Below are 20,763 nucleotides of genomic sequence, written 5' to 3' on the forward strand. Positions count from 1 at the left end.
TGTCCCGCCGGACGCAGCAGGACACAGCGGATCCACGTCCAACCGGCGTCGAGGAGGTGCTCTTGCTCGCGTTCGTCATCGCGCACCTTCTGGTGGCCTTGGCGCTCCCGATCATCGCCAGGCGAAGCACGCGTGCCGCGTTCCTGATCGCGGCCGTGCCCCCCGCCGCGGCCCTGGCCTGGGTGCTGAGCAAAGCAGGTTCGGTGCTCGACGGGCAACCCGTGACGCAAGTCGTGGAGTGGGCCCCGCTGCTCGGGCTGGGCTTCGCCTTCCGGCTCGACGCGCTCGCCCTGCTGATCACCATCCTGGTCTCCGGGATCGGCGTGGTCGTGCTGCTGTACTCCGACTACTACTTCAGCCGGGGCAGCGGTGACGCGCGGCGCTCCGCACCGCTGCTGCTCGCCTTCGCCGGCGCGATGCTCGGCCTGGTGCTGGCCGACGACCTGATCACCGTCTACATCTTCTGGGAGCTCACCACCGTCTGCTCCTTCCTGCTGGTCGGGCAGGCCGGGATCAGCCGGGAGTCCCGCCGCTCGGCCCTGCAGGCGCTGATGATCACCATCCTGGGCGGCCTGGTCATGCTGCTCGGCTTCGTGGTGCTCGGCGAGACGGCGGGCACCTACCGGATCTCCGAGCTGCTGGCCGACCCGCCGGGCGGAGCCGCCGTCGGCGTGGCCGCGGTGCTGGTGCTGATCGGCGCGTTCACCAAGTCCGCGCAGATCCCGTTCCACAACTGGCTGCCCGCCGCGATGGTGGCGCCGACGCCGATCAGCGCCTACCTGCACGCGGCGTCGATGGTCAAGGCCGGGGTGTTCCTGATCGCCCGGCTCGGCCCGGTGTTCGTCGGCCTCCAGCAGTGGTGGATCACCGCCGTGGTGATCGGCCTGGTCACGATGGTCGTCGGCGGCTGGCGGGCGCTGCACGAGCACGACCTCAAGAAGCTGCTGGCCTACGGCACCATCAGCCAGCTCGGCTTCCTGACCGTGCTGTTCGGCGCGGGCACCCACACCGCCGCGATGGCCGGGGCCACGATGCTGCTCGCGCACGGCTTCTTCAAGGCCACCCTGTTCCTGGTCGTCGGCATCGTCGACCACGAGACCGGGACCCGCGACATCCGGGAGCTCTCCGGGCTCGGCCGCCGGCTGCCGGTGCTGGCCGCGATCGCCGGTCTCGCCGCCGCCTCGATGGCGGGCATCCCGCCGCTGCTCGGCTTCGTCGGCAAGGAGGCCGCGTTCGAGGCCTTCCTTCACGGCGGCACCGGGGACCTGCTCGTCGACCTGTTCCTGGTGGTCGGCTCGGTGTTCACGATGGCCTACAGCGTCCGGTTCCTGTGGGGCGCGTTCGCCGCCAAGAAGGACCGGCCGGACACCGAGGCCGAGTCCCCCGGACCGCTCGGGCTGCTGCCCGCCGCGCTGCCGTCGCTGGCCGGGCTGGTGTTCGGCCTGGCCTACCCGCTGGTGGACGAGCTGGCCGCGGCCTACGCCGACGGCGCCTTCGCGCCCGGCCCGCACCCCTACCACTTGGCGCTGTGGCACGGCCTGAGCCCGCCGCTGCTGCTGTCGGCGATCGCCGTCGCGGGCGGTGCCGCGCTGGCCTACGGCTCCGCCCGGGTCACCGAGTTCCGCCAGCGGCTGCCGCGACCGCTGGACGCCCAGCGCGGCTACGAGCGGATCATGGCCCTGCTGGAGCGCGTCGCGGTCGGCGTCACCGGTCGCACGCAGGTCGGTTCGCTGCCCACCTACATCGGGATCATCCTGATCACGGTGCTGGTGGTGCCCGGCTCGGCGCTGCTGCTCGGCACCGCGATGCCGGGCGACCTGCGGGCCTACGACAACCTGCTGCAGGTCCCGCTGGCGGTCGTGGTGATCGTCGCGGCCATCGCGGCGGTGATGTCCCGGCGGCGGCTGACCGCGGTGCTGATGGTCGGCGTGGTCGGCTACGGCATCGGCGGCCTGTTCATCGTGGACGGCGGGCCCGACCTGGCGCTGGCGCAGTTCCTCGTCGAGACGCTGACCGTGGTGGCGTTCGTGTTCGTGCTGCGCAGGCTGCCGGTGCGGTTCAACCAGCACGACACCCGCGCCTTCCGCATCCCCAAGATGATCCTGGCCGGTGCCGCCGGGGTGTTCATCTCGGTGGCCGGGCTGGTCTTCAGCGGGGCGCGGCACGCGCCGCCGACCGCGAGCCAGGAGTACATCGCCAACGCCGAGTACGGCGCCGGGGCGACCAACGTGGTCAACGCGATCATCGTCGACTTCCGCGCCTTCGACACCGTCGGCGAGATCTCGGTGCTCGCGGTGACCGCCACCGGCGTGGCCAGCCTGATCCTCGCCTCCCGGCACGAGCGCAGGCGCCGCAGCACCCGGACCGCGAAACCGCCCGAACCGGCCCAGCAGCAGGAGCCCGCCCAGCAGCAGGAGGAGGTGCGCGAATGAGAGGCACGACGCCGACCCCCAAGTCGTGGACGACCTGGGACAACCCGGCCGAGCGGTGGCTGCTCTCCGGCTTCCCGAGGGAGGCCAAGGAACGCACCGTGCTGCTGGAGCTCGCGGCCCGCATCCTGTTCCCGACGGTGCTGGTGCTGTCGATCTACCTGCTGTTCGCCGGGCACGACCGGGCGGGCGGCGGCTTCAGCGGCGGCCTGGTCGCCGGGCAGGCGTTCGTGCTGCGCTACCTCGCCGGTGGCCGGATGGACGACAGCGCCGTGGTGTCGATGCGCCCGCCGGTGCTCATCGGCATGGGGCTCACGCTGGCCGTGGCCACCGCGTTCCTGCCGCTGCTGTTCGGCGGCGAGCTGCTGGAGAGCGCGATCTACAAGTTCGGCGTGCCGCTGCTCGGCGAGATCAAGTTCGTCACCAGCCTGGTGCTCGACGCGGGCGTGTACCTGCTGATCGTCGGTGTGGTGCTGGACCTGCTGCGCACCCTCGGCTCCGGCATCGAAGCCGATGCCGCCGCCGACGAGAGGGGGCAGCGGTGACCACCATCAACCTGACGATGGCGCTGGTGCTCGCCGTGCTGTATTCGGTCGGCTTCTACCTGCTGATGCAGCGCTCGCTGATGCGGATCCTGCTCGGCACGGTGATCCTCGGGCACGCGTCGAACCTGCTGCTCCAGGTGGCGGGCGGTCCCCCCGGGCGGGCGCCGATGCTCGGCGAAGCCCGGCCGGAGGACATGACCGATCCGCTGCCGCAGGCGATGGCCCTGACCGCCATCGTCATCACCTTCGCGCTGACCACCTTCCTGCTCGCGCTGGCCTACCGGTCCTGGTCGCTGCTCGGCGACGACGAGGTCCGCGACGACGTGGAGGACCGGCGGATCCAGCGGCTGGAACGCCAGCTCGCCGAGTCCGAGGAAGACGCGGAGGAAGAATTCGGGAAGGAGGCGACGCAGTGACGGTCCTGGTGGCCCTGCCCGTGCTGCTTCCGCTGGCCGCTGCCGGACTCTCGCTGGCGCTCGGGCGCTTCGCCGACGTGCAACGCGTCCTCGGGCTCGTCGTGCTCGGCGCGATCATCGCCGACGCCTTCGCGCTGCTCTACATCGCGGACACGCAAGGCCCGGTCGTCCTGCAGATGGGCGGCTGGCCCGCGCCGTTCGGCATCACGCTGGTGGCCGACCGGCTCTCCGCGCTGCTGCTGGTGGTCTCCTCGGTGGTGACCTTCGCGGTGCTGATCTACTCCGTCGGCCAGCGCATCACCGACTACGGGCGGGAGCGGTCCAGCACCACGTTCCACCCGATGTACCTGATGCTGTGCGCCGGGGTGTCGCTGGCCTACCTGTCGGGCGACCTGTTCAACCTGTTCGTCGCCTTCGAGATCATGCTCAGCTCGTCCTACGTGCTGATCACCCGGCGGACCACCTCCAGCCGGATCCGCGCGGGCATGACCTACGTGATCGTCAGCCTCGCCTCCTCGCTGCTGTTCATCACGATGATCGCGCTGGTCTACGCCTCGACCGGCACGGTCAACCTGGCCGACCTCGGCCAGCGGGTCGCGGAGCTGCCGGACGGCCTGCAGAACGCGCTGGCGCTGCTGGTGGTCATCGTCTTCGGGGTGAAGGCGGCGATGGTCCCGCTGCACTTCTGGCTGCCGGACAGCTACCCCACCGCCCCCGCGCCGGTCACCGCGGTGTTCGCGGGCCTGCTCACCAAGGTCGGCATCTACGCGCTGATCCGCACCCAGACCCTCGTGTTCAGCCACGACGAGAGCTGGAACCTGATGCTGTTCCTCTCGCTGATCACGATGATCGTCGGGGCGCTCGGCGCGCTGGCCCAGAACGACCTCAACCGGCTGTTGTCGTTCCTGCTGGTCAGCCACATCGGGTACATGCTCTTCGGGCTCGGCGTCTACGACGTCGTCGGACTCACCGGGGTCATCCTCTACGTGGTCCACCACATCACCGTGCAGGCGACGTTGTTCCTGGTCAGCGGTCTGGTCACGCGGCACACCGGTACCGTCGCGCTGACCCGGATGGGTGGTCTGGCGCGGGCCGCGCCGATGATCGCCGTGCTGTTCGCGCTGCCCGCGCTGAGCCTGGCCGGGGTGCCGCCGTTCTCCGGGTTCGTCGCCAAGCTGGCGCTGCTGCAGTCCGGCGTCGGGGCCGGGACCTGGACCGCCTACCTGGTGACCGGGGTGCTCGTGGTGACCAGCCTGCTCACCGTCTACGCGATGGCGCGGGTGTGGACCCGCGCGTTCTGGGGCCAGATCAAGGCGCCGGAGGAGGACCCCGACCCCACCGACGAGCTGGTGGTGGGCACCGGGACGTCCAACCGGACGATGGTGATCGCCACCGGTGTGCTGGCCGCGGCCAGCGTGGTGATCGCGCTGGTCGCCGGCCCGCTGGCCGACGTCAGCGGCCGGGCCGCGGAGGACCTGATGCACGGCGAGACCTACCGCACCGCGGTGCTCGGGGGTGAGACCGGTGGGTGAGCGGGTCGTCGGACGGGGCAAGCGGCTGGTGCAGCGGTTCCCGCTGGTCGTCTGGTTGGCCCTGGTCTGGGTGATGCTCTGGGGCACCTACGACCTCGGCACGCTGTTCTTCGGCATCGTGGTGGCGGTGTTCGTCTCCGGCCTGTTCCCGGTGCCGCCGATCACCACCAACATCGCGCCGCGCCCCGTGCGGCTGCTCAGCGTGGTGCTGTACCTGGCGTGGGACCTGGTGATCTCGACGGTCCGGGTGGCCTGGCAGGCGATCCGCTACGGGCGCCGCGCCACGGCGGGCATCGTGGCGGTGCGCCTGGTGACGGACTCCGACCACATCATCGCGATGGTGGCGCAGGCGGTGTCGCTGGCGCCGGGCAACGCGGTGGTGCAGATCGACCGGGCGAACCGGGTGTTCTTCGTCTACTCGCTGGGCCTGCGCTCGGAGGAGGAGGCCGAATCGGTGCGCCGCGAGGTCCGGTACCTGGAGGAGAAGATCGTCCGCGCGGTCGGCTCGGACGCCGACGTGGCGGGCATCGACGCGGCCGGGAAGGAGGGATGACGTGGACTGGGTCTTCATCATCACGCTCGGCCTGCTGAGCGCGGCCGGTCTGCTGGTGATCGTCCGGCTGCTGCGCGGGCGCACCACGCTGGACCGGGTCGTCGCGTTGGACGTGTTCGTCACCCTGGTCATCGCGAGCACCGGTGTCGGCATGGCGTGGCAGCTCGAAGCCTTCAACATCGCGCTGCTGGCCGCGTTCGCGCTGCTGGTCTTCATCGGCACGGTGAGCGTGGCGCGGCTGATCGAGAAGAAGGAGCCCTACCGATGAGCTGGGTGGACGTGTTCTCCGCGGTGTGCCTGATCACCGGCGCGGTGTCCTGCCTGCTCGGTGCGATCGGGCTGCTGCGGTTCCCGGACGTCACCTCGCGGCTGCAGGCCGCGACCAAGCCGCAGACGCTCGGGCTGATCCTCATCCTGATCGGCGTCGCGGTGCGGCTGGACATGATCTACGCCTCGGGGCTGATCCTGGTCGGCCTGTTCCAGATGCTCACCGCGCCGATCATGGCGCAGCTCGTCGGCCGGGCGGCGTACCGGGCGGACAGCATCGACCGGGAAACGCTGGTCGTCGACGAGCTGGGCGACCACATCGAGCGGGAGGAACGCACCGAGCGGCCCTGATCGCCGACGTTGCGACGTTCCGGCACAAGTCGACCACGGCTGGTCACAGCGCTCGACGGATATGATCAAATGAACCTGGACGGGTTACCACGGAAGCGTGGCACGACGACCGGCGCGCCGGTCGGCTCGGAAGGGTGGGAGCGATCATGGGGCGGACCGGCCGCGTGCTCGCGGGGCTCGTGATGGCGCTGGCGCTGGTGGGCGCCCCGGCGACGGCGATGGCCGAGCCCGCCGCGGTGTCCGGGGTCGCGGTGCTCGCCCAGGCGCCCCCTCCGGAGCCGCCACCGGCCGAACCCGCCCCCGATCAGCAGGGTCCGGGTCAGCAGGGCCCGGGTCAGAACACCGCGATCGGCATCGCCGGGCTGGTCCTCATCGCGGCGGTGCTGCTCAGCCGGAAGGCGCGCAAGAAGCCGGTGTGGTTCGTGGCCATCAAGAAGAAGTAGCGGATCTGCGCTCCGAGGTCGTTCCGCACGAATTTCGCGCGATGGACTAGACCTGGAGCCGAACCTGTGGGATTTTCACAACTGAACGTGCCTCGGCGCTGCCCGGTAACCGCGGCGGCATCGACGCACGAGGGCGTGCGCGCCCCCACAGACGTGGACCGGCACCGGGAAGCCCCCCGACCGGTGCCGGTCCACACCCTCCTGGTGAGCGGTTCGTCCCATAGTCCCGGCTGAACCGGTTCGGCCGTTCGCCGCAGCGGTGCTACCGGCGGGCTCCGCGCCCGCCGGAGGCGACCGCGGCGCGGCCGGGCGTGGTGCAGGATGGGCGGGACATGAGTACCGCCGAGCACCAGCACCCCGAGCACCAGCATCCCCGGAACGACGTCCGCGCCACCTGCCGCGCGGCGGTGCACCGCCACGGGGCCGAGCTGGTCGGGCTCTCCCGGCGGTTGCACGCCGATCCGGAGCTGTCCTTCGCCGAGCACCGCGCCGCCGACCGGGTCGCCGGGCTGCTCGCCGAACACGGCTTCCGCGTCGAACGACCGGTCGCGGGGCTCGACACCGCGCTGATCGGCGAGTGCGGCAGCGGGGAGCTGGTCGTCGCGATCTGCGCCGAGTACGACGCCCTCCCGGAGGTCGGCCACGCCTGCGGGCACAACGTGATCGCCGCGGCCGGGGTCGGCGCCGCGCTCGCGCTGCCCCCCGTGGCCGACGAGCTCGGCATCACCGTCCGGCTCTGCGGCACCCCCGCCGAGGAGCTCGGCGGCGGCAAGGTCCACATGCTGGAACGCGGCGTCTTCGACGACGTCGCCTGCGCGCTGATGGTCCACCCCGGACCCGAGGACATCTGCGTGCCGTCCTCGCTGGCCATCTCCGACGTCGAGGTCCGCTACACCGGACGGTCGGCGCACGCCGCGTCGGCGCCGGAACTCGGCCGCAACGCCGCCGACGCGCTCACCGTGGCCCAGGTGGCCATCGGGCTGCTCCGGCAGCACTTCGAACCGCGGCAGATGGCGCACGGTATCGTGACGTCGGGAGGCGCGGCCCCGAACATCGTTCCCGACCGCACCTCAGCGGTGTACAACCTCCGCGCCGCCGAATCGCGCTCGTTGCAGCGCTTGGAGAACCGCATTCGAGCCTGCTTCGAAGCGGGAGCGACGGCGACCGGCTGCGCGCACGAGATCGTGCGGCTGTCCCCGGTGTACGCGGAGCTGAGCCCCGACGCGTGGCTGTCGGCGGCCTACCGGAGCGCGATCACCGAGCTCGGGCGCGAACCGCTCGACGAGGACGCCGAACGCGGCCGGATCATCGGCAGCACCGACATGGGCAACCTGACCCGGGAGCTGCCCGCGATCCACCCGATGATCGCGATCGACTGCGGCGACGCGGTCAACCACCAGGCGGAGTTCGCCGCCGCCTGCGCGAGTCCCTCGGCGGACCGCGCGGTGCTGGACGGGGCGGTGGCCCTGGCCTGGACGGTGGTCGCCGCGGCGGGTGACCCGGAGCAGCGGGCACGGCTGCTCGCGGCCCTGCGCGACCGCACCGGGCGGCGCACCTCGGGTGCCGACCGCCCGGGACCGGGAGCGGCGGTTCCCGGAATTCCTGCAGAGTGTGACGCGACCGGCGACGTGGCGTGAGCGGACCGAACGCTCGCGAACGCCGACCGGGACGAGCGGGTGGCCCACCGGTCCGCAGGTGCGGCCGCCCGCGGAGAACTGGAGGCGTGGCGTGACCGTTGTGGATTCTCGTGGCCCGGACCCAGGCAATTCGCGGGGCGGACGGTCGCCGGTGGGCGACGGCCCGGCCGGTGCGCTGCTCGCGGAGCTCCCCGGCGCGGACGCCCTCGACGATCCCGGCGCCGGCCGCGGTCCCTCCTGGCTGGACGGCTGGCTGGCCGACGGGGCCGCGCGGGTGGTCGCCTGGCGCCGCCGCCTGCACCGCTACCCGGAGCTGTCCCGCGCCGAGCACCGCACCACCGCGTTCCTCACCGACGTGCTCACCGACCTGGGCCTGCGACCCCGCGCGCTGCCCACCGGGACCGGCCTGGTCTGCGACATCGGCCCCGGCGGCGGGCGCACCGTGGCGCTGCGCGCCGACATCGACGCGCTCCCGCTGAGCGAGAACACCGGCCTGCCGTACTCCTCGACCGTGGACGGCGTCGCGCACGCCTGCGGCCACGACGCGCACACCGCGGTCCTGCTCGGCGTGGCCGCCGCGCTGGCCCAGGCGCCGGCGCTGCCCGGCCGGGTCCGGCTGGTGTTCCAGCCCGCCGAGGAGGTGATGCCGGGCGGGGCGCTGGACGTGCTGGCCAGCGGTGTGCTCGAAGGCGTCGACCGGATCTTCGGGTTGCACTGCGATCCGCGCCTGCCGGTGGGCCAGGTGGGCACCCGGGTCGGGCCGATCACCTCGGCCGCCGACCTGCTGGAGGTCCGGTTCAACTCCCCGGGCGGGCACACCTCCCGCCCGCACCTCACCGGCGACCTGGTGCACGCGATGGGCACCGTGATCACCGGCTTGCCCACGCTGCTGTCCCGGCGGATCGATCCGCGCACCGGCACGGTCCTGACCTGGGGCGCGGTGCACGCGGGCGAGGCGCCCAACGCGATCCCGCAGGACGGCGCGCTGACCGGGACGTTGCGCACCGCCGACCGGGACACCTGGGCGAACCTGGACCCGCTGGTGCACGAGCTGGTGGACGCGCTGCTGGCGCCGCTGGGCGTGGGCTTCGACCTGAAGCACCGGCGCGGCGTGCCGCCGGTGGTCAACGACCCGGAGAGCACCGAGCTGTTCCGGGCCGGGATCAGCGGCGGGGTCGGGGAGTCGGCGCTGGCGGGCACCCCGCAGTCCTCGGGCGGCGAGGACTTCGGCTGGTACCTGGAGCACATCCCCGGCTCGTTCGCCCGGCTCGGCGTGCACTCCGGGTCGGGCCGGGTGCGGGACCTGCACCAGCCGACCTTCGCGCTCGACGAGCGGGCGCTGCTGGTCGGCGTCCGGGTGATGGTCCGCACCGCGCTGCTCGCCCTGGAGCGCTGACTCACCGGATCGGGTGGCATCCGGCGGCGGGTGGATCAGCGCGGGGAGCGGGGCCCTCTTCACGGGCATGACGAACGAACTCGCGATGAACGGATCACCGCTGCCGCCCGGGACGCCGGATCCCCCGCCGCGGCTGCCCCCGGGCAGGCACGGCGCGGTGCTCCGCAGCGCCGCCGTGGCCGCCCTGGGCGTGGACGAGGTGCTGGCCGGGCTCGACGACGGCCGCTGGGTGGAGCTCTGGAAGGGCGTGCTGGTCCCCGCGGAACGGGTCGACGCCCCGATCACCCGCGGTTCCGCCGCGCTGCTGCGGGCCGGGCCGGAGGCGGTCCTGTCCGGGCTGACGGCGCTGGCGGCGCACGGCTGCGCCCCACCGGGCCGCGTGGTGCACCTGACGCTGCCGTACGGGCACGACCTGCGCCGGGGGAAGGACCTCGTCCTGCACCACCGCGCGATCCGGGAGACCGAGGTCGTCGAGCTCGACGGCCTGCGGGTCGAGGCGCTCGACGTCGCGCTCGCCGAGCAGTTGTGCCGCGGCCCCGGTCGGCTGGTGCTCGACTGCCTGGAGCGGGCGATGCGCGAGGTCGGCGCCTCCGCCGAGCGGTTCCGCGAGTCGGTGCGGCACCGGCTGAACCGGCGCAACGACCGCCGCGGCACCCGCCGGGCGCTGGAGCTGCTGGACCTGGCGTGGACCGCGCCTCCGGTGCTGGTCCAGGGGCCGATCGCCGGGGCGGGTGCCCGATGAGCGCGCGGGTGCGGTCAGCGGGCCGGCCGGAACCACCCGGCCGCGCGGGCGGTCTCGCGCGCGGCGACGAAGCGCTCGTAGGCGTCGTCGTGGGCGGCGCGGTCGGCGCTGGGCAGCACCGCGTCCGAGGTGCTCAGCAGCTCGGCGGCGACCTCGGGGAGGCTGCGGTCCGCCAGCAGCGCCCGCGCCGTCAGGGCGGCGCCCCGGGCACCGGCCTGCGCGTCGGTGGTGCGCACCACGGGCAGCCCGGTGACGTCGGCGATCACCTGCCGCCAGAGCCGGTTCGCCGAGCCGCCGCCGGTCAGCCGCAGCTCGGTGGGTTCGGTGGGGGCGGCGGCGAGGCAGTCGCGGATCACCAGCGCCAGGCCTTCCAGGCAGGCGAGCGCGATCTCGGCGGGACCGTGTTCGAGGCTCAGCCCGTGCAGGCCACCGCGCGCGTTCGGGTCGTTGAACGGCGCGCGCTCGCCACCGGGCGAGAGGTACGGCAGCAGCAGCACTCCGCGGCTGCCCGACGTCGCCTGCTCGGCGAGCCCGGTCAGGTCCGCGGGGCCGGGCAGGCCGAGCAACCGGCAGGTCCACTCCACCACCTCGGTGCCCGCCAGCGTGGCGGTGGCCAGCATCCAGCGGCCCGGCATGGGCGTGCGCACCGACATCCCGACCGGCTCCCGGTCCAGCAGCGGGTCCTCGCCGAGCACCTCGGTGCACAGCGTGGTGCCGAGGATCGTGCAGGCCCGGCCGGGTTCGGTCACCCCGGCGCCCAGCGCGGTGGAGACGATGTCGTAGGCCGCGAGGACCACCGGCGTCCCCGCGCGCAGCCCGACCCGCTCGGCGGCGGTCCGGGTCAGCGGCGCCACCCGGTCCGCTCCGTCGGCGACCTCGGGCAGCAACCGGCGGGCCCGCTCCAGCCCGGTGGCGGCCAGGACGGCGTCGGAGTACTCGCCGCTGCGGGCGTCCAGGAACGGGTTCGAGGCTTCCGAGACGTCCCAGGCGAGGCGTCCGGTCAGCTGGTGGAAGAGCCAGCCCCCGCAGCTCAGCAGCCGTTCGGAGGCGGCGATCCGGTCGGGGTCGTGCGCGGCGAGCCAGCGGAGCTGGGCGTGCGGCAGACCGGCGAACCCGACCGAGCCGTTGATCCGGAACAGCGCGTCGAGCACCCCGTCGGCCGCCCACCGCTCGGCGATGTCCGCGGCGCGGGCGTCGTTCCACAGCACCGCCGGTCCGGTCGGCCGGCCGTCGCCATCGACGAGCCAGCACCCGTCGCCCTGCGCGGTGATCGCCACCGCGCCCACTTCGTCGTCGAGCCGGGTGACGAGGTCGGCCACGGTGGTCGCCACGGCGTCCCAGACCTCGTCCATGTCCTGCTCGGCGCGGCCGGGGAGCGGGTGGTCGACCTTGGTCGGCCGGCGCGTCGCGGCGAGCTCCGCACCGTCCTCGGCGTAGGCGACGCTCTTGACCACCGAGGTGCCCGCGTCGATCCCGATGGTGATCACGACCGATCCTCCCTGTCCGGACGCCGACCACCTCGGCGCGCTGCCGATATCACAGCATTCGCTGTTAATAATTTCAAGAATGGTGTTATGTTGGCGGCGAGATGTGACATCCGGGCTCGGGAACCGGGCTCCGACCGAAAGGACGCACCGTGGTGGCGCACCCCCACGCGGCCGAGCCGATCGAGCTCGTGCTGCTCGACGTCGGCGGGCCGATCTACGACGACGCGGCCTACCGGGACGCGCTCCTGCGGGCGGTCCGGGAGCTCGCCGCCGAGGACGGGCGCCCCGCCGTCGAGGAGGCCGAGTTCCGGCGGGTCTACGACGAGCGCAGGCAGGCCCAGGGCGGTTCGCTGCGCACGGCGGTGGCCGAGCGCTTCCTCACCGCGGCCGACCGGCGGCGGCTGTCCGACCGGGCCGAGAGCTACTGGGAATACCCGGCCTCGGCCCTGCACGCCGACGTGCTGCCCGCGCTGCGCGAGCTGGCCGAGCGCTACACCCTGGCCGTCGTGGCCAACCAGCGCGCGGTGGTGGTCGAGGCGCTGCGCCGCGACGGCGTCGCCGAGCACATCGACATCTGGGCGATCTCGGAGGTCGTCGGGGCGGAGAAGCCCGCGCCCGCCATCTTCGAGCACGCGCTGCGCGAGGCCGGGGTCGACCCGGGCCGCGCCGTGCACGTCGGCAACCGGCTCGACACCGACGTGCGGGGCGCGCAGCGGGTCGGGCTGCGCACGGTGTGGGTGCTGCGCGGCGAAGCACCGCCGGAACCCACCGCCGAGCAGCTCGCCGAACCCGACGCGGCGATCCGCACGCTCACCGAGCTGCCCGCCGCGCTGGCCCGCCTGCGGGGCGAGGGCTGATGGGCGAGCTGGTGGCCGGGGTGGACGTCGCCACCGCGAACGTCCGGGTGCAGGTGCACGATCCGGCGGGTCAGGTCGTGGCGGCGGCGTCCCGCCCGCTGCCGCAGCCGGAGCGCCCCGCGCCGGGGTGGTCGGAGCAGGACGCCACGGCCTGGTGGCCCGCCGTCCGGGACTGCCTGGCCGAGTGCACCACCGCCCTCGGCGACCGCAGCACCGAGATCGCCGCGCTGGCGGTGTCCGCGACGTCCGGGACGGTCGTGCTCGTCGACGAGGCGGGCGAACCGGTGGGTCCGGCGCTGATGTACGACGACCGCCGAGCGGCCGACGAGGCGCGGATCGCGGCCGAGGTCGGCGCCGAGCGGTGGCGGCGCACCGGGATCACCCCGTCCGCCGGTTCCGGGCTGGCCCGGATCGGTCGGCTGGCCCGGGAGCTGCCCGCGGGCGCGGTGCGGATCTGCCACACCCCCGAGCTGATCGGCCGGCGGCTCGTGGGCCACCCCGTCGCCGCCGACACCAGCCACGCGCTCAAGAGCGGCTACGACGCGGTGACCGGGGAGTGGGCCGGTGAGGTCTTCGAGGCCCTCGGCGTACCGACGACCCTGCTGCCGCAGGTGGTCCGGCCGACCGCGCCGCTGGGCGAGGTCGACGCGGTCGCGGCCGAGCGCACCGGGCTCCCGGTGGGGTGCCAGGTGCGCGCCGGGATGACCGACGGGTGCGCGGGGCAGCTCGCCTGCGGCGCGGTCGACGTCGGCCAGTTCGTCACGGTGCTCGGCACGACGCTGGTCCTCAAGGGCGTGTCCGAGCACCTGGTGCACGATCCGACCGGTGCGGTGTACAGCCACCTGCACCCGGACGGCGCCTGGCTGCCCGGTGGCGCGGCCAACGTCGGCGGTTCGGCGCTGGCGGACGTGCCCGCCGACGAGCTCGCCGAGCTGGACGAGGCGGCGCTGCGCCGCGGCCCGTCCGGTGCGGTCGGCTACCCGCTGCGCGGCGAGGGGGAGCGGTTCCCGTTCCTCGCGCCGCAGGCGAGGGCCTTCGTGCTCGGCGAACCGGTGGACCGGGTCGACGCGCACCGGTCCCGCCTCGAAGGCGTCGCGTTCTGCGAGCGCCTCGCCGTGGAGCGCCTCGCCGGGCTCGGGGCCCCGGCGGCCGGACCGATCCGCACCGCGGGCGGTGGCGCGCGCAGCCTCGCGTGGTCGGTGGTCCGGGCGTCGGTGCTGGACCGCCCGGTGCTGCGGGTGCGGGAGGCGGGCACCGCGCTGGGCGCCGCGCTGCTGGCCGCCAGCGGGACGATCCACCCGGACCTGAGCGCGGCGGCCGCCGCGATGGCCCCGGCGGGCGAGCTCGTCGAGCCGGAGCCCGCGGCGGTGGGTGCGCTCGACGCGAACTACCGGCGGTTCGTCGCGGAGCTCACCGAGCGCGGCTGGCTCTGAGCCGGTCCCGGACCGCCCGCCGGTCCCGCGCCGCTCAGCCCGCGGCCACCTCGATCCGGACCCCCTCGTCCCGCAGCCGCCCGACGGTCCCGGCGTCGGTGCCCGCATCGACCACCACCACGTCGAAGGCGGTGAGCGGGGCCAGTTCGTGCACCGCGCGCCGGTCGAACTTCGTGCGGTCGAGCAGCAGCACCTTCTTCGCCGTGGTCTCCATCAGCGCCCGCTTGACCTGGATGGTCTCCTGCGAGCGGTGCAGGCAGTGCCCCGCGACGACCGCGGTGGTGGACATGAACAGCACGTCGGAGCGCATCGACCGGGCCATGTCGGCGGTGTGCAACCCGAGGAACGCGTCGTAGGTCGGGTGGTAGTCGCCGCCGAGGCCGATCAGGTGCAGCCCTGGTTCGCCGCTGAGCAGGTTCACCACCGACAGGAAGTTCGTGACGATGGTCAGCGGTCCCAGCGGGCTGAGCCGTTCGGCGACCGCGAGCGCGCTGGTGCTGTCGTCGAGCGCGACGACCTGCCCGGACTCCACGTGGCGCAGCGCGTGCTCGGCGACCGCGGCCTTCTCCGCCGCGGCGTCGGCGCTGCGGGCCCGGACCGAGGTCTCCAGCAGCGCGGTCGGGGTCGAGGTGGCGCCGCCGCGGACCTTGCGCAGCCAGCCCTGCCGCTCCAGCACGTCGAGGTCGCGGTGGACGGTCATCCCGCTGACCCCGTGCTCGTCGGCGAGCTGCTCGATCCGGACGTAACCGCTGGCCATCACCTCGCGGCGGATCGCCTCGCGCCGCTCCTGCCGGTTCACCGGTGCGTCGTCGGCCACGACCACCCCTCACTCGCGCGTGCTGCGCGGGTGATTATCACACGGCGGATGTGATGAAGCGGCTAGACATCACGCGACGAGCCGGGACCGACGTTGCGGCAGGGCCGGGTCCGCAGGCCTTCGACGTAGTCGTCCGGGGCCCCGGCGGCTTCCGCGGCGTCGGCCATCACGCCGAGGTAGCGCGCCGACGGCAGCCCGCCTTCGTAGGCGTCGAGGACGTAGAGCCAGGCGAGCACGGGGCCGTCCAGGGTGTCCACCCGGAGCCGGAGCTTCTTGTGCATCCCCAGCTCCGAGCCTTCCCAGCGGTCGAGCTGGCCCTCGTCCTCCGCGGGGACGTCGTAGAGGACGGTGAAGACCTGCGATCCGTCGTGCTCCACGATGGTGGCCAGCGCGCCTTCCCAGCCGTAGTCCTCGCCGCCGAAGGTCAACCGCCAGCCCTGCAGCCAGCCCGTACCGGCCATCGGGGAGTGCGGTGCGCGCTTCATCATCTGGGCGGGATCCATGTTGGACCCGTAAGCGGCGTACAGAGGCACGGTCCCCAGGGTAGCGATCCATCAGCCGTCCGGCGGAACGGACCGCGACACGAAGGTGGGTAACCGAGCGGGCGGACGCCGACGCTGTTAGTCGCGGCACCACTCGGCTCGCGCGGACTCCGCGCAGCGTACCGTGTTCGCGGCGCCCACAAGGCAGGCTCATCCGGGAGGAGCGCGAAGTGACCCGCATCGTGATCATGGGAGGTGGCCCCGCGGGCTACGAGGCGGCGCTGGTGGCCGCCCAGAACGGGGCCGAGGTCACGCTCGTCGAACCGGAGGGCCTGGGCGGGTCCTGCGTGCTCTACGACTGCGTCCCGTCGAAGACCTTCATCGCTTCGGCCGGGGCCCGCTCGTCCTCCCGGGACGCGCGCGAGCTGGGCATCCGCACCGGGGCCGAGAGCGCCGACGTGGACGTCTCCGTCGTGCACGGCAGGGTGAAGGGCCTGGCGCTGGCGCAGTCGGCCGACATCCGCTCCCGGGTGCGCCGGGAGGGCGGCCGGATCCTCGCGGGCCGGGCGCGGTTCACCAACCCCACCCAGGGGATGGCCCGCCACCACATCGGCGTGGAGCTCGCCGAGGGCGGGTCCGAGGAGCTCATCGCCGACGTCGTGCTGATCGCCACCGGAGCCACCCCGCGCATCCTCAAGGGCGCCGAGCCCGACGGCGAGCGCATCCTGACCTGGCGCCAGCTCTACGACCTGCCCGAACTCCCCGAGCACCTCGCGGTCATCGGTTCCGGCGTGACCGGCGTGGAATTCGCCTCCGCCTACACCGAGATGGGCGTGAAGGTCAGCATGATCTCCAGCCGCGACCGGGTGCTGCCGCACGAGGACGCCGACGCCGCCGCGGTGCTGGAGGAGGTCTTCGCCGAGCGCGGCACCGAGGTGGTCAAGCACGCCCGCGCGGAGGAGGTCCAGCGCACCGCCGACGGCGTCCTGATCAAGCTCGCCGACGGTCGCGAGGTCACCGCCAGCCACGCCCTGATGACCGTCGGCTCGGTGCCCAACACGCAGGACATCGGCCTGGAGCGGGTCGGCGTCGAGGTCGATCGCAACGGCTACATCAGCGTCGACCGGGTGTCGCGCACCAACGTGCCCGGCGTGTACGCGGCGGGGGACTGCACCGGGCTGCTGCTGCTGGCCTCGGTCGCGGCGATGCAGGGCCGGATCGCGATGTGGCACTCGCTGGGCCAGGGCGTCAGCCCGATCAAGCTGAAGACCGTCGCCGCCAACGTCTTCACCCACCCCGAGATCGCCACCGTCGGGATCAGCCAGCAGGCGATCGACTCCGGCGAGGTGCCGGCCCGCACGGTGATGCTGCCGCTGGCCACCAACCCGCGGGCCAAGATGGAGGGGCTGCGGCGCGGCTTCCTCAAGGTGTTCTGCCGGCCGCAGACCGGTGTCGTGGTGGGCGGTGTCGTGGTGTCGCCGAACGCCAGCGAGCTCATCCTGCCGATCGCCCTGGCGGTGCAGAACCAGATCACGGTGGACAATCTGGCCAACACCTTCTCGGTGTACCCGTCGCTGTCCGGTTCGCTGACCGAGGCGGGACGCCAGCTGATGCGCCACGACGACCTGGACTGAGCCGGGTCCGGGCGGCGGAGTTCCGGAGGCGGCGATGACCGATCGGCCCCTGCTCGTCTACGACGGCGACTGCGGCTTCTGCACCCGGTGCGTGCGGTGGGCCGAGCGGTTGCCGGTGCGGGCGCGGATCGCCGCGTGGCAGGAGCTCGACCTCGCTGAGCTGGGCGTCCAGGAGGCGCGCGCCCGGCACGAGGTGCTGTGGGTGGAGCCGACCGGCCGGGTGCTCGGCGGTGCCGCCGCCGTGGCGGCGCTGCTGCGCGCCTGCCGCGCACCGTGGCCGCTGCTCGGGCACCTGCTGTCGGCGCCCCTGGTGCGCACCGCCGCCGACCTCGGCTACCGCTGGGTGGCGGCGAACCGGCACCGGATGCCGGGATCGACCCCGGCGTGCCGGTTGCCCCCGGAGCGCCGTCCCGGGCGGAACTCCCCCTGAACGGAGTAGGCCACGAGGCCGGGCGGGCCCTCTGGAGATCGGCCTGCGGGCCGGGTGGGATGGCCGTTCGGCCGATCCCGCACGTCCTCCGCGACCGTAGCGTGAACTCATCGACGCAGTTCCCGCACGGAGCGAGAGGTGATTCCCATGAACAGCGCGGCTTTCCCCCTCCTGATCGGCGTCCGTCCGTCCGCAGTGGACCACCGCGCGAGGTCGGTGCGGCGACGACTCGCGGGGCGCTGCCGCGAGCGGCCGCCCGATCCGTTCTTCCCCGCCTTGTCGCGCACCTGGTCCCCGGGGCGTGCGCGGTGACCCCGTGATCCCTGCGGTCCCGTGACCGCTGTTCCTCCACGACCACTGTTCCTCCACGACCACTGTTCCTCCACGACCACTGTTCCTCCGTGACCACTGTTCCTCCGTGACCGCAGTGCCTCATGAGCGCGCTGCTCCGCGCCCGGAGCAGCGCGGCGATGCCCGAACCAGGCGACCGCCCGCCCGACCGCTGGCGAACCCGCCGAGCGACTACCCACCCACGCCGACCGCGGTGTCGCCGGTGCCGACGTTCTCGTTCCTTGACAACTCAACAGCGATACCGCCGTCGGCGGGCCCGCGTGGCGTGGACCGGGCACCGCCGCCGAAGTCGAGCAGCTCCGCGTCGCCGGTCGACGGGGGATCCCGTCGAACAGCGGTACCCCCCGTTCCGCCGCGCCGAGCGGATTCCGGCGGCAACGTCCCGGCGGGGCCATCCTTGTGGCGGCACCACCGCTCTCGGTACCGTCCGCCTGCGACCGCGTGGGTCGGCGGTGCTCCGGCCGGTCGCTCGCGGGGAGGGAGCACGATGGGTTCCACGATCACCGGTCTGCGCACCCACGACATCCGCTTCCCGACCTCGCACGAGCTCGACGGGTCGGACGCGATGAACCCGGATCCCGACTACTCGGCCTCGTACGTCGTCGTCGACACCGATGCCGGGGACGGCCTGCGCGGTCACGGCTTCGCGTTCACCATCGGCCGCGGCAACGAGGTCCAGACCGCGGCGATCACCGCGCTCGCGCCGTTCGTGGTGGGCCGCTCGCTGGACGAGGTGCTCGACGACCTCGGCGGCACCTGGCGCCGGTTGGTGCACGACTCGCAGCTCCGGTGGCTCGGTCCGGAGAAGGGCGTCATGCACATGGCCATCTCGGCCGTGGTCAACGCCTTGTGGGACCTGCGCGCCAAGCGGGCCGGGCTCCCGTTGTGGAAGCTGCTCGCCGACCTGTCCCCGGAGCGGATCGTCGACCTGGTGGACTTCCGGTACCTCACCGACGCGCTCACCCCCGAGGAAGCGCTCGACCTGCTGCGCGCCGCGGAGCCCGGCCGTGCCGAGCGGGAAGCGGAGCTCCGCGCCGGCGGCTACCCCGGCTACACCACCAGCGCGGGCTGGCTGGGCTACGACGACGGGAAGCTGGCGCAGCTCTGCCGCGACGCCGTCGCCCAGGGCTTCAGCCAGATCAAGCTGAAGGTCGGCGGCGACCTCGACGATGACCTCCGCAGGCTGCGGATCGCCCGCGAGGCGGTGGGGCCGGACGTGCGCATCGCCGTCGACGCCAACCAGCGCTGGGACGTGGGCACCGCGATCGACCGGATCCGGCGGCTGGCCCCGTTCGACCTCTGGTGGATCGAGGAACCGACCAGCCCGGACGACGTCCTCGGCCACGCGGCGATCGCACGCGCGGTGGCCCCGATCCGGATCGCCACCGGCGAGCACGTGCAGAACCGGATCGTCTTCAAGCAGTTGCTGCAGGCCGGCGCCCTGTCCGTGCTGCAGCTCGACGCGGCCCGGGTCGCCGGGGTGAACGAGAACGTCGCGATCCTGCTGCTGGCGGCCAAGTTCGGCGTTCCGGTCTGCCCGCACGCCGGTGGGGTGGGGTTGTGCGAGCTCGTCCAGCACCTGTCCATGTTCGACTTCGTGGCTGTGTCCGGGTCGATGACCGACCGCACCATCGAGTACGTCGATCACCTGCACGAGCACTTCGTGGACCCGGCGGTGGTCCGGGACGGCTGCTACGCGGTGCCGACCGCGCCGGGCTACTCCGCGGAGCTCAAGCCCGAGGTCCTCCTCGACTACCGGTACCCGGACGGCCCGGTGTGGTCCCGGATCCGCCGGGACGCGAGCCGTGCCTGACCACCGCTGCCGACCGCCTTCCCCGGTCAGGGCCGGTGGTGGTGCCGGGCGGCGGGCGCGGCTGGGCGGATCGCCCGTCGAGGTCACCGCGCTCGGCTTCGGCGGGGCGGTGATCGGCAACCTCTACTCCGCGATCGACGACGACACCGCGACGGCGGCGGTGGACGCGGCGTGGCGGGCGGGCATCCGCTACTTCGACACCGCGCCGCACTACGGGCTGGGGCTCGCCGAACGGCGGCTGGGCGCCGCGCTCGCGCACCACCCGCGCGCCGAGGCGGTCGTGTCGACCAAGGTGGGCCGCCGATTGGTACCGACCGACCCGGATGGGCGCGACGACGCGGGCTTCGACGTGCCGGCCGATCACCGGCGGGTGTGGGACTTCAGCGCCGACGGGGTGCGGCGTGCGCTGGAGGACAGCCTCCGCAGGCTGGGCACCGACCGGGTCGACCTGCTGCTGCTCCACGACCCGGACGACCACTGGCGGCAGGCCGTCGAGGAGGCCTACCCGGCTCTGCACGAGCTGCGGGCGCAGGGCGTGGTCGGGGCGATCGGCGTCGGGATGAACCAGTGGCCGCTGCTGCGGCGCTTCGCCACCGACACCGAGATCGACGCGGTCATGCTGGCGGGCCGCTACACGCTGCTCGACCAGTCCGCCTTGGACGGCCTGCTGCCGACCTGCGAGCGCCGCGGCGTGTCGGTCCTCGCGGCCGGGGTCTTCAACGGCGGACTGCTGGCCTCCGACGCGCTTCCCGCCGATCCGCGGTACGACTACGCCCCGGCGCCGGACGACATCGTGGCCCGCGCCCGTCGGCTCGCGGCGCTGGCGGCCCGGTACGGAGTCCGGTTGCCGCAGCTCGCGATGGCCTTCGCGGCGGCACATCCGACGGTGGCGAGCGTGGTCGTCGGCGTCCGGACGGCGGCGGAGGCCGCCACCAACGCGGCGCTGTTCACCAGCCCGGTACCCGCGGAGTTGTGGGCGGAGCTCCGTGCCGACGGGCTGGTCCGCCCGGACACCCCGCTACCGGGCTGACCACGAGCCGCGTCCGCCCCGCGGCACGTGCCGGCGTCCCCGCTGAACAGCCGCCCCCTCGGACAGCCGGTCCCGCGCACGGCCGCCTCTCGAACATTCCGTTCTTCGACCAGCCCGA

20 protein-coding genes are annotated in these 20,763 nt (G+C 73.5%); 17 read left to right on the forward strand and 3 right to left on the reverse strand.

Annotated features, from left to right (window positions below; translation table 11 throughout):
* Positions 1 to 62: 62 nt before the first annotated feature.
* The 11 genes from mbhE to ABD976_RS06135 all read left to right on the forward strand — a co-directional run bounded on the left by mbhE (position 63) and on the right by ABD976_RS06135 (position 10,311).
* Entirely contained in the window at positions 63 to 2,432 is a 2,370-nt protein-coding gene (mbhE, locus tag ABD976_RS06085; RefSeq protein ID WP_369774722.1) for a hydrogen gas-evolving membrane-bound hydrogenase subunit E, read from the forward strand.
* A complete protein-coding gene (locus tag ABD976_RS06090) occupies positions 2,429 to 2,974 on the forward strand; it encodes an MnhB domain-containing protein (protein ID WP_345358433.1) in 546 nt (181 codons plus the stop codon). The genes mbhE and ABD976_RS06090 overlap by 4 nt, the downstream gene beginning before the upstream one ends.
* 17 nt (positions 2,975 to 2,991) lie before the next feature.
* Complete coding sequence (locus tag ABD976_RS06095; RefSeq protein ID WP_369774727.1) at positions 2,992 to 3,390, forward strand: Na(+)/H(+) antiporter subunit C; 399 nt, start codon at positions 2,992 to 2,994, stop codon at positions 3,388 to 3,390.
* Positions 3,387 to 4,922: a Na+/H+ antiporter subunit D gene (locus ABD976_RS06100; protein WP_345358439.1), complete on the forward strand. Its 1,536-nt coding sequence runs from the start codon at positions 3,387 to 3,389 to the stop codon at positions 4,920 to 4,922. The genes ABD976_RS06095 and ABD976_RS06100 overlap by 4 nt, the downstream gene beginning before the upstream one ends.
* A complete protein-coding gene (locus ABD976_RS06105; protein WP_345358442.1) occupies positions 4,915 to 5,475 on the forward strand; it encodes a Na+/H+ antiporter subunit E in 561 nt (186 codons plus the stop codon). The genes ABD976_RS06100 and ABD976_RS06105 overlap by 8 nt, the downstream gene beginning before the upstream one ends.
* Before the next feature lies 1 nt (position 5,476).
* Positions 5,477 to 5,743, forward strand: coding sequence for an MrpF/PhaF family protein (locus ABD976_RS06110; RefSeq protein WP_345358445.1), 267 nt, complete (start codon positions 5,477 to 5,479; stop codon positions 5,741 to 5,743).
* Complete coding sequence (gene mnhG / locus ABD976_RS06115; RefSeq protein WP_345358448.1) at positions 5,740 to 6,093, forward strand: monovalent cation/H(+) antiporter subunit G; 354 nt, start codon at positions 5,740 to 5,742, stop codon at positions 6,091 to 6,093. Before ABD976_RS06110 ends, mnhG begins: the two co-directional genes overlap by 4 nt.
* 146 nt (positions 6,094 to 6,239) lie before the next feature.
* Positions 6,240 to 6,536, forward strand: a complete 297-nt coding sequence (locus tag ABD976_RS06120) for a hypothetical protein (protein WP_345358451.1) — start codon at positions 6,240 to 6,242, stop codon at positions 6,534 to 6,536.
* A 332-nt stretch (positions 6,537 to 6,868) separates the two neighbouring features.
* On the forward strand, positions 6,869 to 8,173 hold the full coding sequence (locus ABD976_RS06125; RefSeq protein ID WP_345358453.1) for a M20 family metallopeptidase: 1,305 nt from the start codon (positions 6,869 to 6,871) through the stop codon (positions 8,171 to 8,173).
* A gap of 91 nt (positions 8,174 to 8,264) precedes the next feature.
* Positions 8,265 to 9,569, forward strand: a complete 1,305-nt coding sequence (locus tag ABD976_RS06130) for an amidohydrolase (protein WP_369774721.1) — start codon at positions 8,265 to 8,267, stop codon at positions 9,567 to 9,569.
* A 67-nt stretch (positions 9,570 to 9,636) separates the two neighbouring features.
* Positions 9,637 to 10,311 carry a hypothetical protein gene (locus ABD976_RS06135; protein WP_345358457.1) on the forward strand — a complete coding sequence of 225 codons (675 nt, stop codon included), beginning with the start codon at positions 9,637 to 9,639 and terminating at the stop codon, positions 10,309 to 10,311.
* Positions 10,312 to 10,325: 14 nt separating this feature from the next.
* On the opposite strand, the gene ABD976_RS06140 is transcribed toward ABD976_RS06135, so the two are convergent.
* Positions 10,326 to 11,798: an FGGY family carbohydrate kinase gene (locus ABD976_RS06140; protein WP_345358459.1), complete on the reverse strand. Its 1,473-nt coding sequence runs from the start codon at positions 11,796 to 11,798 to the stop codon at positions 10,326 to 10,328.
* A 149-nt stretch (positions 11,799 to 11,947) separates the two neighbouring features.
* Here ABD976_RS06140 and ABD976_RS06145 point away from each other — a divergent pair, with 149 nt between their 5' ends.
* Together ABD976_RS06145 and ABD976_RS06150 are read left to right on the forward strand one after the other, a co-directional pair.
* The gene (locus ABD976_RS06145) at positions 11,948 to 12,655 is read left to right on the forward strand and encodes an HAD family hydrolase (protein WP_345358461.1); all 708 of its coding nucleotides are present in this window, start codon (positions 11,948 to 11,950) and stop codon (positions 12,653 to 12,655) included.
* Positions 12,655 to 14,088, forward strand: a complete 1,434-nt coding sequence (locus ABD976_RS06150; RefSeq protein WP_345358464.1) for an FGGY-family carbohydrate kinase — start codon at positions 12,655 to 12,657, stop codon at positions 14,086 to 14,088. The genes ABD976_RS06145 and ABD976_RS06150 overlap by 1 nt, the downstream gene beginning before the upstream one ends.
* A 34-nt stretch (positions 14,089 to 14,122) precedes the next feature.
* On the opposite strand, the gene ABD976_RS06155 is transcribed toward ABD976_RS06150, so the two are convergent.
* Together ABD976_RS06155 and ABD976_RS06160 are read right to left on the reverse strand one after the other, a co-directional pair.
* A complete protein-coding gene (locus tag ABD976_RS06155; RefSeq protein ID WP_345358467.1) occupies positions 14,123 to 14,905 on the reverse strand; it encodes a DeoR/GlpR family DNA-binding transcription regulator in 783 nt (260 codons plus the stop codon).
* Positions 14,906 to 14,967: 62 nt separating this feature from the next.
* The gene (locus tag ABD976_RS06160; protein ID WP_345358470.1) at positions 14,968 to 15,438 is read right to left on the reverse strand and encodes a gamma-glutamylcyclotransferase family protein; all 471 of its coding nucleotides are present in this window, start codon (positions 15,436 to 15,438) and stop codon (positions 14,968 to 14,970) included.
* Between the two features lie 179 nt (positions 15,439 to 15,617).
* Here ABD976_RS06160 and ABD976_RS06165 point away from each other — a divergent pair, with 179 nt between their 5' ends.
* From ABD976_RS06165 to ABD976_RS06180, 4 genes are all read left to right on the forward strand, one after another.
* Positions 15,618 to 17,021 carry an NAD(P)H-quinone dehydrogenase gene (locus tag ABD976_RS06165; RefSeq protein WP_345358473.1) on the forward strand — a complete coding sequence of 468 codons (1,404 nt, stop codon included), beginning with the start codon at positions 15,618 to 15,620 and terminating at the stop codon, positions 17,019 to 17,021.
* A gap of 34 nt (positions 17,022 to 17,055) precedes the next feature.
* The gene (locus ABD976_RS06170; RefSeq protein ID WP_345358476.1) at positions 17,056 to 17,451 is read left to right on the forward strand and encodes a thiol-disulfide oxidoreductase DCC family protein; all 396 of its coding nucleotides are present in this window, start codon (positions 17,056 to 17,058) and stop codon (positions 17,449 to 17,451) included.
* 838 nt (positions 17,452 to 18,289) lie between these two features.
* Positions 18,290 to 19,615 carry an enolase C-terminal domain-like protein gene (locus tag ABD976_RS06175; protein ID WP_345358479.1) on the forward strand — a complete coding sequence of 442 codons (1,326 nt, stop codon included), beginning with the start codon at positions 18,290 to 18,292 and terminating at the stop codon, positions 19,613 to 19,615.
* Between the two features lie 61 nt (positions 19,616 to 19,676).
* Entirely contained in the window at positions 19,677 to 20,645 is a 969-nt protein-coding gene (locus ABD976_RS06180; protein WP_345358745.1) for an aldo/keto reductase, read from the forward strand.
* Positions 20,646 to 20,763 lie beyond the last annotated feature (118 nt).

It is taken from the genome of Saccharopolyspora cebuensis, assembly GCF_039542665.1.
Classification (GTDB): Bacteria; Actinomycetota; Actinomycetes; order Mycobacteriales; family Pseudonocardiaceae; genus Saccharopolyspora; species Saccharopolyspora cebuensis.